The 15,755-nt window shown below is 28.3% G+C and carries 15 protein-coding genes and 1 pseudogene; 8 read left to right on the plus strand and 8 right to left on the minus strand.

Going from position 1 to position 15,755, the window contains the following annotated elements:
• Positions 1 to 1,499: 1,499 nt before the first annotated feature.
• A complete protein-coding gene (locus ACWJKE_RS18335; protein ID WP_462959392.1) occupies positions 1,500 to 2,276 on the plus strand; it encodes a TIR domain-containing protein in 777 nt (258 codons plus the stop codon).
• Between the two features lie 185 nt (positions 2,277 to 2,461).
• On the opposite strand, the gene ACWJKE_RS18340 is transcribed toward ACWJKE_RS18335, so the two are convergent.
• Together ACWJKE_RS18340 and ACWJKE_RS18345 are read right to left on the minus strand one after the other, a co-directional pair.
• Positions 2,462 to 2,953: a hypothetical protein gene (locus ACWJKE_RS18340; protein ID WP_462959370.1), complete on the minus strand. Its 492-nt coding sequence runs from the start codon at positions 2,951 to 2,953 to the stop codon at positions 2,462 to 2,464.
• A gap of 189 nt (positions 2,954 to 3,142) precedes the next feature.
• Positions 3,143 to 3,745 (minus strand): PBECR4 domain-containing protein, encoded by a 603-nt coding sequence (locus ACWJKE_RS18345; protein WP_462959393.1) that lies wholly within the window; start codon positions 3,743 to 3,745, stop codon positions 3,143 to 3,145.
• 375 nt (positions 3,746 to 4,120) lie between these two features.
• Here ACWJKE_RS18345 and ACWJKE_RS18350 point away from each other — a divergent pair, with 375 nt between their 5' ends.
• Entirely contained in the window at positions 4,121 to 4,804 is a 684-nt protein-coding gene (locus ACWJKE_RS18350; RefSeq protein ID WP_462959371.1) for a helix-turn-helix domain-containing protein, read from the plus strand.
• Between the two features lie 663 nt (positions 4,805 to 5,467).
• Here the strand turns inward: ACWJKE_RS18350 and ACWJKE_RS18355 are convergent.
• The 4 genes from ACWJKE_RS18355 to mobV form a co-directional block, all read right to left on the minus strand.
• Entirely contained in the window at positions 5,468 to 5,995 is a 528-nt protein-coding gene (locus ACWJKE_RS18355; protein WP_462959372.1) for a plasmid mobilization protein, read from the minus strand.
• A gap of 473 nt (positions 5,996 to 6,468) precedes the next feature.
• Complete coding sequence (locus tag ACWJKE_RS18360; protein ID WP_462959373.1) at positions 6,469 to 6,684, minus strand: hypothetical protein; 216 nt, start codon at positions 6,682 to 6,684, stop codon at positions 6,469 to 6,471.
• On the minus strand, positions 6,653 to 7,720 hold the full coding sequence (locus tag ACWJKE_RS18365; protein WP_462959374.1) for a replication initiation protein: 1,068 nt from the start codon (positions 7,718 to 7,720) through the stop codon (positions 6,653 to 6,655). The genes ACWJKE_RS18360 and ACWJKE_RS18365 overlap by 32 nt, the downstream gene beginning before the upstream one ends.
• Before the next feature lie 270 nt (positions 7,721 to 7,990).
• Positions 7,991 to 9,070 carry a MobV family relaxase gene (mobV, locus tag ACWJKE_RS18370; RefSeq protein WP_462959375.1) on the minus strand — a complete coding sequence of 360 codons (1,080 nt, stop codon included), beginning with the start codon at positions 9,068 to 9,070 and terminating at the stop codon, positions 7,991 to 7,993.
• An 895-nt stretch (positions 9,071 to 9,965) separates the two neighbouring features.
• Between mobV and ACWJKE_RS18375 the strand changes: the two genes are divergently transcribed.
• From ACWJKE_RS18375 to ACWJKE_RS18390, 4 genes and pseudogenes are all read left to right on the plus strand, one after another.
• Positions 9,966 to 10,898, plus strand: a complete 933-nt coding sequence (locus ACWJKE_RS18375; protein ID WP_462959376.1) for a hypothetical protein — start codon at positions 9,966 to 9,968, stop codon at positions 10,896 to 10,898.
• Positions 10,899 to 10,950: 52 nt separating this feature from the next.
• Entirely contained in the window at positions 10,951 to 11,292 is a 342-nt protein-coding gene (locus ACWJKE_RS18380; protein ID WP_462959377.1) for a hypothetical protein, read from the plus strand.
• 389 nt (positions 11,293 to 11,681) lie between these two features.
• Positions 11,682 to 12,131: pseudogene (locus tag ACWJKE_RS18385) on the plus strand (Tn3 family transposase); the annotation flags it as partial.
• A gap of 195 nt (positions 12,132 to 12,326) precedes the next feature.
• Entirely contained in the window at positions 12,327 to 13,184 is an 858-nt protein-coding gene (locus ACWJKE_RS18390) for an AraC family transcriptional regulator (RefSeq protein WP_462959378.1), read from the plus strand.
• Positions 13,185 to 13,435: 251 nt separating this feature from the next.
• Here the strand turns inward: ACWJKE_RS18390 and ACWJKE_RS18395 are convergent, their stop codons facing one another.
• Positions 13,436 to 13,882 carry a DUF4158 domain-containing protein gene (locus ACWJKE_RS18395; RefSeq protein WP_462959379.1) on the minus strand — a complete coding sequence of 149 codons (447 nt, stop codon included), beginning with the start codon at positions 13,880 to 13,882 and terminating at the stop codon, positions 13,436 to 13,438.
• Between the two features lie 18 nt (positions 13,883 to 13,900).
• Positions 13,901 to 14,467 (minus strand): tyrosine-type recombinase/integrase, encoded by a 567-nt coding sequence (locus ACWJKE_RS18400; RefSeq protein WP_220287639.1) that lies wholly within the window; start codon positions 14,465 to 14,467, stop codon positions 13,901 to 13,903.
• 428 nt (positions 14,468 to 14,895) lie between these two features.
• Here ACWJKE_RS18400 and ACWJKE_RS18405 point away from each other — a divergent pair, with 428 nt between their 5' ends.
• Together ACWJKE_RS18405 and ACWJKE_RS18410 are read left to right on the plus strand one after the other, a co-directional pair.
• Positions 14,896 to 15,111 carry a hypothetical protein gene (locus ACWJKE_RS18405; RefSeq protein ID WP_220287640.1) on the plus strand — a complete coding sequence of 72 codons (216 nt, stop codon included), beginning with the start codon at positions 14,896 to 14,898 and terminating at the stop codon, positions 15,109 to 15,111.
• Positions 15,101 to 15,295, plus strand: coding sequence for a helix-turn-helix transcriptional regulator (locus ACWJKE_RS18410; protein ID WP_462959380.1), 195 nt, complete (start codon positions 15,101 to 15,103; stop codon positions 15,293 to 15,295). The genes ACWJKE_RS18405 and ACWJKE_RS18410 overlap by 11 nt, the downstream gene beginning before the upstream one ends.
• Positions 15,296 to 15,755 lie beyond the last annotated feature (460 nt).

Genomic DNA, 15,755 nt, shown 5'->3' on the forward strand with positions numbered 1-15,755 from the left:
ATTCTTTTTTGAGTTAGAACTATTACATATTAATTCTAAGTCAGAACATTAAAATAATAGTATCAAATTGAAATAACTGGCTTAACGTTGTAAATTTACGCTTTGCGAGCCCCACCCCATATTAAAAAAATATATATAAGGGTTTACACAATGTCGTGAAAACATAATTTCACGACATTGTTTATGTACCTATAACTAGCCTATACTCTCATTCATGTTCTTTCCTTATGCAATAAGTCTTTATCTAACTGCATAAAAGGTGTCTAATTGAGAATATGCACTACTTTTATGCATTATCTATTTATTCCCATTAACAAATAATATCTTTTATATTATTGTTATTTTATAAATTACAAATTATTATTTAGATATTTTATATCATTATTCTATATATATATTAGTTTAATTAACAACAATAGGTCAATTACTACCCCGTAAAAATCAAGTATTTAAAATATATAAACTAAAACAATCTTGAGGTGAATTTATATTATTATAGGTTATCTTAAGAAATGAATCCCTATATAAATTATAGATAAACACTCAAAACTGGAAAACATTAATAAACCAAAATAGCATTTTATATTATTTTAATATATATAGGGGTTATGTAGTAATGAGCCAGAAATCAGAAAGGTAACCACTAACGATATAATAATACAAAATACAACTGTTAAATTTCATGTTATTGTAGTATTATATAATTATAAATAGCCATATTGACAACTAAACAATAATTAGTCGCCATTATGACAACTATATAATATAGTTGCATTAATCTAATGCAACAACTGTAACTGATTTTACTTCAAAATAGACATAACAACAATATAAAATAAAAAAACAGGAGCATATAAATGCCCCTATTTAAATAAATATATTAAAAAGTAAACAATAAGTAGAAAAAATGTTTTAAAACAAAAAGTAAAAAAGTTTTTTGCAAAATCTTTCAAAGCTTCATTAAAACCGTTTTTTACAAGTGTCGGAACTTGTAAGAGACTAAGGTTTTTAGCTTTTGAAAGGTTTTTATTTTTTAAGGATAATTTAATCAATAATCCTCACCTCCCCCTAAGAATATAACATAAAATATTTCCCATTTACATAAACTATCCACAAAAAATATATTAATTAATAAAGAAAAATAATTGTGGATGAATAAGAAGGAAGCAGTTAACGCTTCCATTTTTCTTTGCCTTAACTTATAGTACTCCCTTTCAATTAGATTCGCAAGCCCTGTATCTAAGCCATTTGTAACATTTTGTTTTATATTATTATTGTCTTATATAATAAGTTTTATAGTGAATGCTTTTTCAATCTATTGATATAAAATTATAGTGAAAAGGCATACAACATAACGAAAACTATATTTTTTATTAACTTCTTGAACACCTTGTTATTTTTTGATATCATTATGTAGGAAACAATATACATATTTAAACCATTATGTAAAAGGGATTAAATTAAAATATAAACGAATAACAAAAGGGAGAATTACAATCATGGATGCAATAAAAAAAATTAAAATTGAATATGGAGGCTTTAAAGCAGCTATAACTACTTATACTAGTGAAGCAAATAATATATTTGAGCAACTAGAAGAAGCGATTAAATCTGAAGATAAAGAAACCATATTATATGTATTAAATATGCTTAATCAATGGTATAAAAAAAATCAAAATGAAATCCAATCAAACGAATTCGTGTCCAATAAAGGTCTACATTTAGAAAATCAAGCTAGGCTAGTAACCTTGTATAAGGAAATTGAAAATAATAAAATCTTAAATAAAATTATAAAGGGGACAGGTAGTATGAAAAAAATATTTATTACTCATTCATCAAGAGATGAAATCATCTGTACGGCTTTCGTACAGATGTTAGAAGAACTGGGGGTACCAGAGGATGATATACTTTACACATCAGGTGTACATGGTGTACCTGGCGATACTGATATATACACATATTTAAAGGATAATATAGCACAGGGTATAACTGTATTTTATATGCTTTCTGATAATTATTATAGTAGTCCGATTTGTTTAAATGAAATGGGTGCTGCCTGGGTAACTCAAAATAACTTTTCTACATTTCTTTTACCAAATTTCAAGGGTAAAATAGAGGGTGTTATAGACAATAATAAGAAGGCATTCTCTTTAGATACAGCTATGAGTTTAATTGAAGTAAGGGATAAAATACTAAACATGTACCCACCATTATCTAAAATATCAGAGTATAAATGGGAAAAAATAAAGGGTGATTTTCTAAAAATAGCAAACTAAAATTATATATTATGAATAATGAAATTAAACATAAAAATAAATAGGTGATCTGCATCTGTTTTAAATATTAGATAAAAACAAATATCGTGAAAATATAATTTTACGATATTTTGTTTAACCACTATAACTAATAATATCTCATTCCTATAATTAATCATTATATTCATTATTAATTTAAGTATTTATTATTTTTTGCCTTTTACCATTGTATTATGAGAATTCTTAGCTTTTGAAAAAATTGCATTTGCACAAAGTTGAGTCAATGGATCTCCAATAGCCGCTTTATAATTAAAGCCAAGTAGTTGCATTGTTTTCAAAGTATCTATGCTAATAAGTTCCTTCATTTGTTCATATGTATCTATTGGAGTTGTAGGGACCATCCTTTTTAATATTTCTAGAACTTTTCCAACTGTATTATTTAGATGTCTAATATCGTCATCACTAATCTCACACTTATCTAATTCACTTTTATAGGCTTGAGCAAGTCTAATTGCTTCTGATCGTTCAGAAAGCAGTTCGCTTATAATTTCGTCATATTTATTTTTAATAATTAGAGCATCTTTTTCCAGTTTAATAGTCGCAACTTTGGTACTGACTGCAGTTACCGTGCCTTTTAATGCTAAATTTGTTAAATTAGTTGCCATCTCAGCTAGAATTAAGGTCATATCGTCGTTCATTAGTAATTCCTCCTATCATCTTTATGAAAATATGTAATCTCATTTTATAATATATATAGTTATTATCTAAATTTTATCATAAGTTGGGGTGGAGCCAACGAAACCTACAAAACCCACGCTAAGGAATATAGTACCATAAACCTCGTTTTCGGTACTTAACTATAAGCCTTAGAAATAGTCACTTATTAATTATTTCGTTTTTTCAGATGTTGCTGCTATTTTTGATTGTACTGAAACCTTTGTTTCAGAATTAATCTTTTTCTTCTTTTTATATTGTGGAACTATGATTACATTTTCAACTTTAAGTTCAGTTTGATTCACTACATAGTAATCATTAGGATGAACTAAAAAGGTTTCCGGATAATATGCAATATTATTCCCTAAACATAAATGAATATATTGAGTACCACTTTTGGTATATAGAATATATTTAGCTTTAATTAATGGAACATAATTTTGAGCATCTGGAACATTATTTTTATTAAAATCAATTATAATTTTTTCAAACATTAAGTTATTTATATGAGAAAAGTTATCTATTCTATCTGATATTATATGGTAAAATGAGCTTTTTGAAATTTGGTCATATGTTATTCTTCTATTATAAATATTATTATATATAGTTGTTGCTGAGTTAGCAGATTTATCTATAGGTTTTGCTGTATTAATCGATTTATCTATTACTACTGGTGGAATATCTGTTAGATATTGCAATCCTAACAAGTGATGCAAGTGTTTTCTTGCAAAGAAGACTTTTAATACTTGATTATTTTCAAGCGTTAAAATGTATATCTTTGTGCATCATTGATTCATAAATACTTAAACAATTCCTAAGCTTGTCCATTATGTCACCTCTTATATATAATAAAAGCGCTTTGGATTAATACCCAAAGCGCTTACAAGTCTATCTAATGCATTTTTTACACTTCGGCGTTAACCTAGTCAGCAATGGCTTAATGCATAAACCGAAATTGAATCTCAACGGGAACTCGTCTGACAAAGCAACCGTTTCTTTGATTACTTATATTATACTTTAAAATGCAGAACTTAAATGTATATAGTTCATGTGGCAATAAACTGGCCATTTACTTTATTAAATAAGCATATTATAATGAATTCGTGGAAAAATATAGATATAATTAATAATAAAACAAAAGGATGGTTTAAATGGAGTTTGATAAATTAAAAAATAGTAAAAAAAGTAAAATCATGAAATCTAATTATAAAAAATGGAAATTAGAAGCTTTAGACGAATCAGGATATTTTATTATATTCCAGGGATTTTTAGAAAATGGAGAATTAAAAAACATTAGTGGAAATGCTTTAAGATTATATATATATTTAGGATTAAATGCCAACAATCTTGAAGGAACTGTGTGGCATTCAAATAAAAAAATATCAAATTATTTTGGGAAATCAGAGAGAACTATACGACTATGGATGAATGAATTAAAACAGAAAAAACTAATAGAAAGAATGAGACTAAAATATGATGGAAATGTATTTACTTATTTAAAACCGTACACTTATAAATGTGATCCTAAAACGGAAAAGGATTTTGATCAAATAATAGAGGGTGAGTTATATATTGATGAGTTTAATAGTTTGTATATAAAAGGATATAACGTATATATCCCAGTAACTAGTGATATGTATATAGAAATTTGGGATGTTCATAAAAATACTTGGGTTAAAGGGAAAATAGAAATTAGAAGACTAATTGATAACTGGATTTTTGATGAATTTAAAAATGATGAAAAAATAAGGTATGTTTTTAAAAGTTACGATAAAAGTTTGCTAATTAATATAGAGAAAGACAATCCAATAAAAGTAAAAGCACTAATAATATGAAAGTGTGAATTATACTAGTAGATTTCATTAACCTTTATAAACTAAATTCTTCGAGATACTAAAAAGGCATACAATATAACGAAAATTATATTGTATGCACTTGATTATGTTGTATTTTTTCTAATACAAATCTGAGATATTTAATCTTAGGTGCTAGCACCTAGCACCTACTTTTTTCTTTACTTCTTTACTCATTTCTTTACTAAAAAAGTAAAGAATATGTACATTTTTCTTTATTTCTTTACTTATTTCTTTACCAATATTGCATTATTCATGTCTGTTTTATCAATAACCAGTAACTAATTCTTTACTTCTTTACTCTTTTCTTTACCAGTATTTCATTATTGATATTTTACCCTCTAAAACTTTATTCAATAAAATGATAAATTTTCAATATCAGTATTCATATTCATTAGCTCCTTTCTCCCTCATTTGCTTTTTTATGTTCATTCAGAACCTTTCTAAGCCACTTTAAAGCATCCAAGCTATAATTGTTTACTTTTGGATTACCGTCGAAGACATAGCGAGGGGGTTTGTGTGAAGTGGAATCCGAAACCCTTATGCGAGCGTTACATGCTAACTGGCGTTCAGGTATCTAATTCTTGCCACCCTAATGACAACCCCTCCGTTGCCAACGCTCTATAACACAACCACATTTATATTTTAAATATCATCAAATGTTAATACCTCATGTGCATATTTTATAGAGGTATCAATCATATTAAATTCTTTTTCTAATTTCTTTTGCCATTGTCTAATTTTTTGTAATTCATTTCTAAGATTCTCAATATCAATTTGATATACATTGTTTTCTGTATTACATTTATAAGCAATTTGATTTACATTCGTGGCTATACCCATGATTTGATAGTTAAAATCATCAAAACATTTAGGATCAACTTTAACAAGTATTTCGCTTTCTCCTTTTAATACCATTAGCTTTATAAAATCCGTTCTGCTCATATTAAATTCTTTTGCCTTTTCACTAAAAACTTTCTCTTCTTTTTCACTCAATACAATTCTACTTTTATTAATATTTTCTTTTTCTTTTTTCATGTTATTTTTGCGTTTAATATTATGACACTTTTTACAACGCACTTGAAGCTTTTTCCCATTATTATAAAAGCATTCTATAGTTGCTGGATATTCTTTATTACAATCAATACACTTCTTTAATTTAAGTTCATTCATTTTTCAAATTGCTACTTTTTGGTTTAAATTTATTTAGAGTTTTTTAAACATGGGGTTTTAGGGGGAATCCCCTAAGTTATCAAGGGTCTTAGGGGATTTTTTCCCCTAACAGGTCGGGTAAGCGGTAGCTTACCATAATCCTGCTAGTAATAAAAAACTACTATTCCACGTTTATATATTTGCAATCAATATAATCATAATTTAATAAATAAAAAAAGAATAAAAAAAGCTCTATTTATAGAACTTTTTTTATTTTTAAACATTTCTTCTAAATATATTAAAAAATTCATCCTTATTATTTTTTTTATATTTTTTTTTAATTTCAATATGCTCCATTACCCCTATAAGTTTTATATCCAATTCTTTAAAATGACTTTCTAAAAGCAATATTTCTTCTTTTGGTTTATCTTGTTAAGTTTTTAATAATATTTGTGTGTTCTTATGTAAATCCTGTTCTGTTTCTAATCTATTATTTAAATTGGTAATCTGTAAGTTTTTTCTTTTATTTCACTTCTCAAAAAATCAATTTCACTTTTTAAAGAGATTGTATCTTTATCGGCTGCAACTTCTTTCTTTGGCAAATTATCATTAACATCAGTTTTTACTTTTTCACCTTTGTTATTTAACTTTTGTGTTAATAATGTTAAACCAACATCATCAATATTTTGCTTGTTGAAATTCTTCTCCAACCTCATCCTTTTCGTTATAATCCCATCCTAAGAGTCTTTTCTCTAGCATGTCAAAATCATAAGATCTTTGTTCATAATCATTAAAACTCCCGCCCTTTTTTTTGCCTTTAGGTGGCTGATAATCCTCTTTTATTGCATCAAGCATCCAACCCATTAACCCTTTTATGTCAGATGTAACTTTAGCGATTTCATACTTTTCTTTAATAATGTCTATATCACCGTTGGCAAAATTTAATAATGATTCGGCATCTTTAACTTTTATGACTTCTTCAAATATAGCTTGAACTGCCTTTTTGTCCCCTATAGAGTACTTTTCTGCTTCATTGGTACACTCACCCTCTTCGGTAGCACAAATTTCGCTTATAGCCTTTCCATTAGTTTTTATGATGAATCTTATGCTTTCTACCTTTCTACCTTTTTTAATTTCCTCAAAATCTATCAATAATTCACTATCATAATTAATTTCTTTTTGTGATTTTAATAATATTTTTCTCTTAAAATCGCCATATAGCTTATATTCACCAATTTCTATTCCTAGTAAAGACTTTAAATCCTCGATTTTAAATATCCTAAATCCTATATTTTGATACTGTTTTAAAAGCTCATATATTCTTCCTGAATATTGACTATTAAAAGTTACCATTTGTTCTAGTGAAAGCTTTGTAAATCGCTCTTTAAGCAATAATAAATATGGTTTAAGCTTTGGTGAAAATTCTAATTCGACATAGCCTTCGTCAACAAAATATTCTGCTGAGCTTAACCATTTAGTCTTTAATATAGATTTTTCTTTTATTATAGTTAAATCCTTATCTCTTAAAGCTTCAACATACTGAGCTACTTGGCTATATATATTCTTACTTTTTGTCCCTATTATATCTGCAAATTCTTTTGCAGTAAATTTATACAACTTAAAATCCTCGTCATCTTTGTTAATCATAGATGTTAAAACATATATGACCCTTTGCTCTCCAACACTTAGTTTATACGAAGCCTCAACTATGTAATTAGATTTTACTATTAGCTTGGGTTTAACCATACATTACCACCTCAGTGAAATTATATATTATGACTTTTTAAATGTCAAGTCATAATACCGGTCGTGTTCACCCCTTTTTGGTCATGGTTCACCCCTTTTTGGTCATAGTTAAATCTATATTTCGCCCCTTTTTGGTCATAGTTCGCCCCTTTTTGGTCATAGTTCACTTGATAGAGCCCAGTCATATCAACACTTTCAATAGGACGTAAAACCTTTAAAACAAGTACTGTTTAAAACCTTTAAAACAACAACAAGTTGTTGTTCTCTTTTTTATAGGTCTAAATCTTCTCTTTTATTTCTTCTTGAGATCTTCTCAGCTTCTTTTTCATTTTTAAATTTTTGCTGAACTTCAGGCATTAAATTGTTTTTTTCTAATGTGCTAGCCATTATTTTATATTCTTTTATTAAAGTTACTAGATTAGTTTTTAATTTTTTATTTTCTTTTTTTAACTTTTCATGTTTATCAAAGTATTCCGTAAAGCCTTTATGATAACTTAAAACATCACTTTTCAAAGAGATATTAACTTTTTTTAATTCATTCAATGAGTTTTCATTTATTACTCCTTTTTTAGCTACACTCATTATTTTATTGAAGTCTACCTCTTGAAGTGTTATTTTAGACCCTACAAGGCTCCTTTTAACGCTTGTTTGTTCGAGATTGGATATATTAGTCGTTAAATTTTCTAATGCCTTAGATTTGGTATTAAGCTCATTGTAGGCCTTGTCAAATTTAATTTCACTTTTTTTCAACTCTTCTTGTTTAGTTTTAATTTTAAACTCTTGAGTATCTAAATGAGTTTTTTTACTACCTGATTCACCTCTTTGGACATCAAATCCTTTGCTTTGTAAATACATGGGCAATTCAGATTGTAATTGCAATAACACTTTACGATTAAAAATAATCTTAGCTGAAAGTCTTCCATCTTTGGTTAGAGGTACACTACAAAGGTGCATATGTGGCGTGGTTTCATCCAAATGTACAATTGCTGATACTATATTCTTTTCACCGTACTTGTCTTTTAAGAACTCATAAGTATGCTTAAAGAACTTCTCTTGATCTTCATGAGGAAGCTTTTTGAAATATTCATTATCAGAAGTTATTAAAGTACTGGTCATTACTACGGCATCTTTTCTAATTCCTTTATTGACACTATAACCATCTTTAATTATTTCTTTAATTTTATAATTATAGTTAATATGTTTTTCATTATGTAAGTCATAATTTAGAATTGTACGGTCTTTATTTATGTCTTTATTTTTACTGTTTTCACTTTCTCTTTGGTTGTGAATTTGAGTTCCTTTTACATCATTTGCTTTAAATTTTTGAACATGACAAATTAAATAGCTCAAAATAAATACCTCCTCCTTAGTTAAATTTAACTAGTCGCTTTATTTTAAAAGGAGCGAAGCGACCTATAACTTTAGAGTAAAGTATAGCACATTATACTTTACTACGTAAAATTCGTGCTCTCCGAGGGAGTAAGGGCATAGCCCTAAAAAGGCATAAAGCATTGATATGACTAGCTTTATGCTACATATAAGTAGTCAAATTTATGTTAAATTTGACTTAAGAAGTTAAGTGCTTGAAAACTAGTCATATAGCCATTAACGTATACCTTTACGTATGTACATACGTATTGTAAAACCACATATAAATCAACTATTATTGTCGCTAAACGACCGAATTAGTTTATATTTTAATGCGTTAAAAAGTTTAGTTGTCTTTAGGACGAAGAGCCTTTTGTATTGTGTGCACAGTCGTATTTTAGTTTCAGATTTTTCTATTTAGAAATGCTGCACTCCCTTTCTTATTTTCTCACTTTGTGTTTTTACAACTACATTTTCATTTGTGAAATAGCACTTATATTTTAAAAAAACCAACTGAAAAAATGGAAGTGGTCAGAGCTTTTTTTCTGACAAGGGGTCCATTTTTGAAGACGTTAGTTATTTATTGAATTTCTAAAACATTTTCAAATTATCTATACTTGGATAATAATTAAAAATAAATATAAGAAGTTTTTGAATCTAATTCCTGAGTTGGCTTTTTATTTTTATAATTATCAGGGTATTTAATATATAATTTAGTTATGAGATTGAAAGACTCAAAAACACATTGCAAAAGACTTTATAGTGATATATAATAAATATATGTTAACAATACAGCGTAAACATTTGTTAACGTAGTTATACCAACGTTTCACGTAAAATATTGCGTTAACACAATTAAACGGGAGGTATTTTTATAATGGCAGATGAGAAAAGTACAGTATTAGGAATTAGGCTTGATACGGAAGAACGTAAAAGATTTGATGAGTTTGTAGGTGAAGAAGGTAAAAATAATAAAGACTTTCTTAATACACTATTAAATTTATATGAGTTAAACAAAGGAAAAGTAAAAAATATTAATTTGGTAGGAGATATTGATGTATTAGAGGGCTACACAAACAAAATACATCAGGCATTTATTAATGTTATTGATAAATTAGAGAGTCAAAAAGGTGATATTTCAGAAAATGGCCAAAAGAATTTGCAAATATATAAAGATAAAGTTAGCGATTTACAAAATGAAATTGATTCAGTAACCTTATTAAATTCAATGAATGAGGAAAAACTAATGATTTTAAGCAACGATAATACATCATTAAAACAACAACATAATCAATTACAAGAAAGTTCCCAGGATAAATTAACTATTATTAAGGAATACCAAGGCAAAAATGATACATTAACAGGTATACTTGAAGAATATAAACAATATAAAATTGAAGTGGAACAGTATAAGAAGTCACTTGCAGAGATTGAATCTAAAAATATTGAATTAAAAGATAGCCTTAAAGACAAGGATTTTACTGTTAACAATTTAAGCAAAGACATTGTTAACTTAAAAGAAGATCATGAGAAGTCTATTAATGGATTGACTAAGAGCCAAGAGCAATTAAAGGATAAACATATCGAAGATATTCAGCAGTTAAAAGACAAGGCCAGTATAACAATGGATAAGGCATTATTAAAACTACAAAAGGAACAACAGGAGCAGTTAAACCAAAATCAAGTAAAACATAATGCTGAGATACAAGAATATCAAAGTAAATATAAATCACTATTAGAAGAGCTGGAGAAGAAGAAACCAACTCCAAGAGTTAAAAAAGATAATGCAGCAGCAAAAACAGTTAAATAATTATTAGAGTCATCATAAAAAGATGATATAATATAAAAATGAGGTGATATTTATGGATGAGACTAAAATGTTTGACCTATTAGAAAAAATATATGTTGAGGTTCAAGAAACTAAAAAAGAGGTTAAAAGTCATACTGATAAATTTAATAATGTTGATAATAGACTTGATGGTCTTGAAAATGAGATTAAAAAATTAGGCGCAAGGATAGACGGAAAGCTTATACCTGCCAGTGATGCTCTTTTGGACGGATATAAAGGTAATTCTGAACATATAACGATTATTGATGATAAGATCGACAGACTTCAAATAGATGTAAATAGTATAAGTATGAAAGTGTCCTATAATGATAGTAGGATTATAGAAATATCTAAAGACCTTAAAAAGGTTAAATAATAAGAAACCTCTGGGATCCAGGGGCTTTTTTATTTCCAACATATAGGGGTAGTGCTCGCAAAACGCGGATTTTATACGTTAAGACAGTTATTACCAAAAGAGTCCTTTATCAAAACATTCTGAGTTAGAATTAATACCTAATAGTTCTAACTCAAAAAAATATATAATATCAATGTAAAGCATTGCTATAGCTAGGGTTTGATCGCTAAATGATAAAGCTCTTATTTTTTTGCTCAAAATGAGTTAGTTAAAGTATAATTTATAGTATTGATAACACTAACTAAGAGAGGGATAACAATGGCAAATAATAAAATGAAAAAAGGAAGCAAAACAGTAGATCCAATAAAAAGTAAAAGAGAAATTCAGGCAGTAAAAAATTATCTGTCCGGTCCTATGCTAGGCAAAATAGCTTAGCTAAAGCATTAACTGAACTAGGAAAAATAGAAAAAACTATTTTTATCCTGGATTATTTATCAGACGAAGATTTCAGAAGAAAAATCCAGATAGGATTGAATAAAGGTGAAGCAATGAATGCACTGGCTAGAGCCATATTCTTTGGGAAATATGGAATGCTTCATGAAAAAGATATTCAAGGACAGTTACAGAGAGCTACTGCTTTAAGTATAATTATAAACTCCATAACTCTTTGGAATACCATGTACTTACCTAAAGCAGTTGAGAAACTTAAGGAAAAAGAAGGAGTTGACGAATCTCTTCTAAGACACGTTTCTCCACTTGGATGGGAACATATTAATTTTATTGGTCAGTATAACTTTGATGATAGTTCTGATTACAATTTAATAGATAATATGAGACCTTTGAGGGATATATTACAATAATTTATAAAAATTAGAATTGTATTTATTATAATGATATACTAATAAATAGGTTGTAGATGTAAAACAATTCAATAAATAGTAATTTGATGTACAGGTTATTTAATAATCTTTCAGACAAGACAAAACATAACACAAAAAGTCGGGAACAACCGCCTGAAAAGAGATAAGATATATGTACAGACAGGGGTGATGATTATGGGGTGGATTGAAGGAATAGGTGAAGCTATCAATTATATTGAGGAGAATATCACTGAAGAAATCGCAATAAAAAATATTGCAAAAAAAGTACTTATGTCTCCGTTCTATTTCCAAAAAGGCTTTGCAATGCTTTGTGGTTTTACGGTCGGAGAGTACATCAGACAACGCAGGCTTACCCTTGCCGGCAGTGAGCTTGTTTCTACTGATGAAAAAATCATTGATATTGCACTGAAATATGGCTATGCCTCACCAGATAGTTTCACAAAAGCTTTTACTCGATTTCATGGTGGCACACCTACTGCTGTTCGAAAAGATGGAGCAATGATTAAATCGTTTGCTCCGTTGAAAATCAAATTTTCATTGGAAGGCGGTTATATTATGGATTACAAAATTGTTAAAAAAGATTCGTTTACTGTCATGGGCGTATCAAAGATATTTAAATATGATAGTGCAACTACAGAAATTCCACAGTTTTGGACAGAGCATTATCAAACAGGAAATGGGAAATTTGTATGCGGAATGTACGGAGTAAGCATAGATGAGAGCATGGGTTCAGATGAGTTCGAATATTTGATTGCAGACAATTATAATCCGTCCATAGAAATATCTAATGGTTTTGTTACAAAGATTATTCCTAAACACACGTGGGCTGTTTTTGCTTGCAAGGGCGCAATGCCGAAAACTCTGCAAGATGTGAACAGAAAAATCTTCTCGGAATGGCTGCCTAATTGCAGTGATTATGAAATTGCAGCAGGTTATAATATTGAAATGTACACCAATACGGCTGATTATCCGCAAGGTAATCAAGACGAAAACTACTACAGTGAAATGTGGATTCCTGTTAAGAAAAAATAACTACGTAAAGGAGCACAATTCGGAGTTCATCAAATTCCAATTTGTAAAGTTGATGTAGAACAATTTTAGATTTAGTTTTTGTCGTATCTTTCGTATAGTGTGGCTCAAATCCTACCGTTTTCATTTTTAAGGAATATGTTTAAAATATATTTTAGAGTAATTAAAATACCGATATATTCAAAGAACTCTTTGAATATATCGGTATTTTGGTAATATATGTCTTAACGTATAAAATCCGCGTTTTGCGGTTACTACCCCTTTATGAGAAAAGTTGAATTATCATTTTCCATAGCATAATTTAAGATTTCCTCAAATAGAAATTTATCTTCATCCTTTGAGAAATTTTTATAGCCATATTCAATGCATATTTCTTCTAAGTGTTCTCTTTTTGTAGTATCCCTTTCAGCATACAAATTAAATACCTCAGGCTCTAAATCTAATTGATCCGCAATATATTTAACAATTGAATAAGGAATATTTTTTATGTTAGATATAGAACAGCCTGGATATCTAAGCAAAGCTAGTTGCAGAGCAAATCCTAATTTGTTAAAATCTCTTCTGTGTTTGTTTATTATTTCAATATCATCAATTGATAACATATAAAATACACTCATTTGATGTTCATCTTTTTCAAATGGAATACTTATAAGTTCTTCTCTTTGTTGCTGAGTAAGCAACTCTCTTCTGTTTAAAATCATATAAAAATTACTCCTTTGTTAAAATTGAACTAAGCTATAAAGTTCATCCTTAGCCCCCTGATCTATTCCTATGTATCTTAATGTGATCTTCTGGCTACTGTGATTGAATGTGTCCATAATTAACCCTATATTATATCTACTTACTTTGTAGGTCCAATAACCCCAGGTCTTTCTTAAAGAATGGGTACCGAAGTTTTCTATACCTATACTTACAGCTGCAATTTTTAATAATCTATAGGCTTGCGTAACACTTATATGCTCATTTAAGCCCTTTCTACTTCTAAAGATATAATTATTGTGTCCAAGCTTATTTTGCTTTATATAGGTACTTAACGCTGTTTTAATGCTGTCATTAAGCTTTATCTTCTTTTCTTTATTTGTCTTTTGCTCCTGCAGCACAAAATAATCTTTGAAATTAAACTTTTCCGTTAGAATATCACTTACCTTCACCTTAACTACATCGCTTATTCTAAGTCCAGTGTTTAACTGGAACTTGGCCATAATCCAGTCCCTTTCATTCTTTCCTTTTAGAAAAGTAAGAAAATCATTTATCTTTTTTTTATCTTTTATGGGTTCTACTATCATAAATTCACTCCTAAAAAGTGTCCTAAAGGGCACAAATTCAATGTACTATATTTATAATATATCACATAAAACAATACATTCAAATGTACAATAAGAAAAAAGGCTTTAGTTAAACCTACTATAAGCCTTTATATATCAACGATTTATGCTATTTTTATGAATGTAAGGTTTTACATAAAATAGTACATTCATTTATGATAAAATTTAAGAATCTTGTCACTTAATCTATAATTTATTCTTATACCACAATTAATAAAAGTAAAAAACTATTTACATTTTGTTAAGGTTAGTGTTAAAATAAAATTGTAAAAAACTTTTTACATTATGGATATTAGTATAAGAAAATTTCTTGGTGCGTTGTTATGTTCTATAGTTATTTTAGTAGTGGGTAAGTTAATTATTATAATTTAAACAAGGGAGTGATTTTTATGAAAAAAATGGATGAAATGGAACTGAGTATTACATTAAAAGCGATGAAATGGGCTTTGGCTTATACAACCCTATTTTTAGCAATTTGGGTTATCTATGAGTTCATTCAGACAAGAACATTTGGATTAGCATTTATTCTTTTAACATCTCAAAATCTTGTTCTTATAGGAATTCAATCTTTTTTGAAATGGAAACTTGGAAAAGATGAAAAATAATATAAGAGGATTAAGAAAACAACTTGGATTTAGACAGGAGGATATAGCGACTACGCTTGGCGTTACAAGGCAAACCATTAATGCGATTGAAAATGAAAAGTATAACCCTACTCTGGAATTAGCTATGAACCTTGCTAAACTATTAAACACTACGGTAGAAAAATTATTTATACTTGAAAGTTAAAAAGAAAAATAAATCTAATATAAAAAACAAATGTAATTTATTAGACAAAAAACTACGTGATTACAGCCCTATAAAGTAAAATAATTACATTTATGGGGCTGTGTTTTTCTTAGCGTACGAAATATCATTTTTGCGTACGCTACCCCGTGTAGAGTTATAGAAGGGTTAAAGAATGCTAAAGACAAGGGCATTAAGTTGGGTAGACCTACTAGAAGTTTACCTAAAGAGTTCAATAAGTATTATATCAAATGGAAAAATAATGAAGTAACAGGAGTTGAATTTGCAAAACTATTGAATATAAGCAGAGCCACATTATATAGACACATAAAAGAATATGAAATGTAAGAGGGTTAATACCTTCTTTTTTTATGGAATGAATTTTGCCTGATTTATAATACATTCAATATAACAAGTCAACACGGTATGTTACATTGAAAATGAAATTTTCAAGGAATAGGCA

Source organism: Clostridium sp. CM036 (assembly GCF_055081135.1).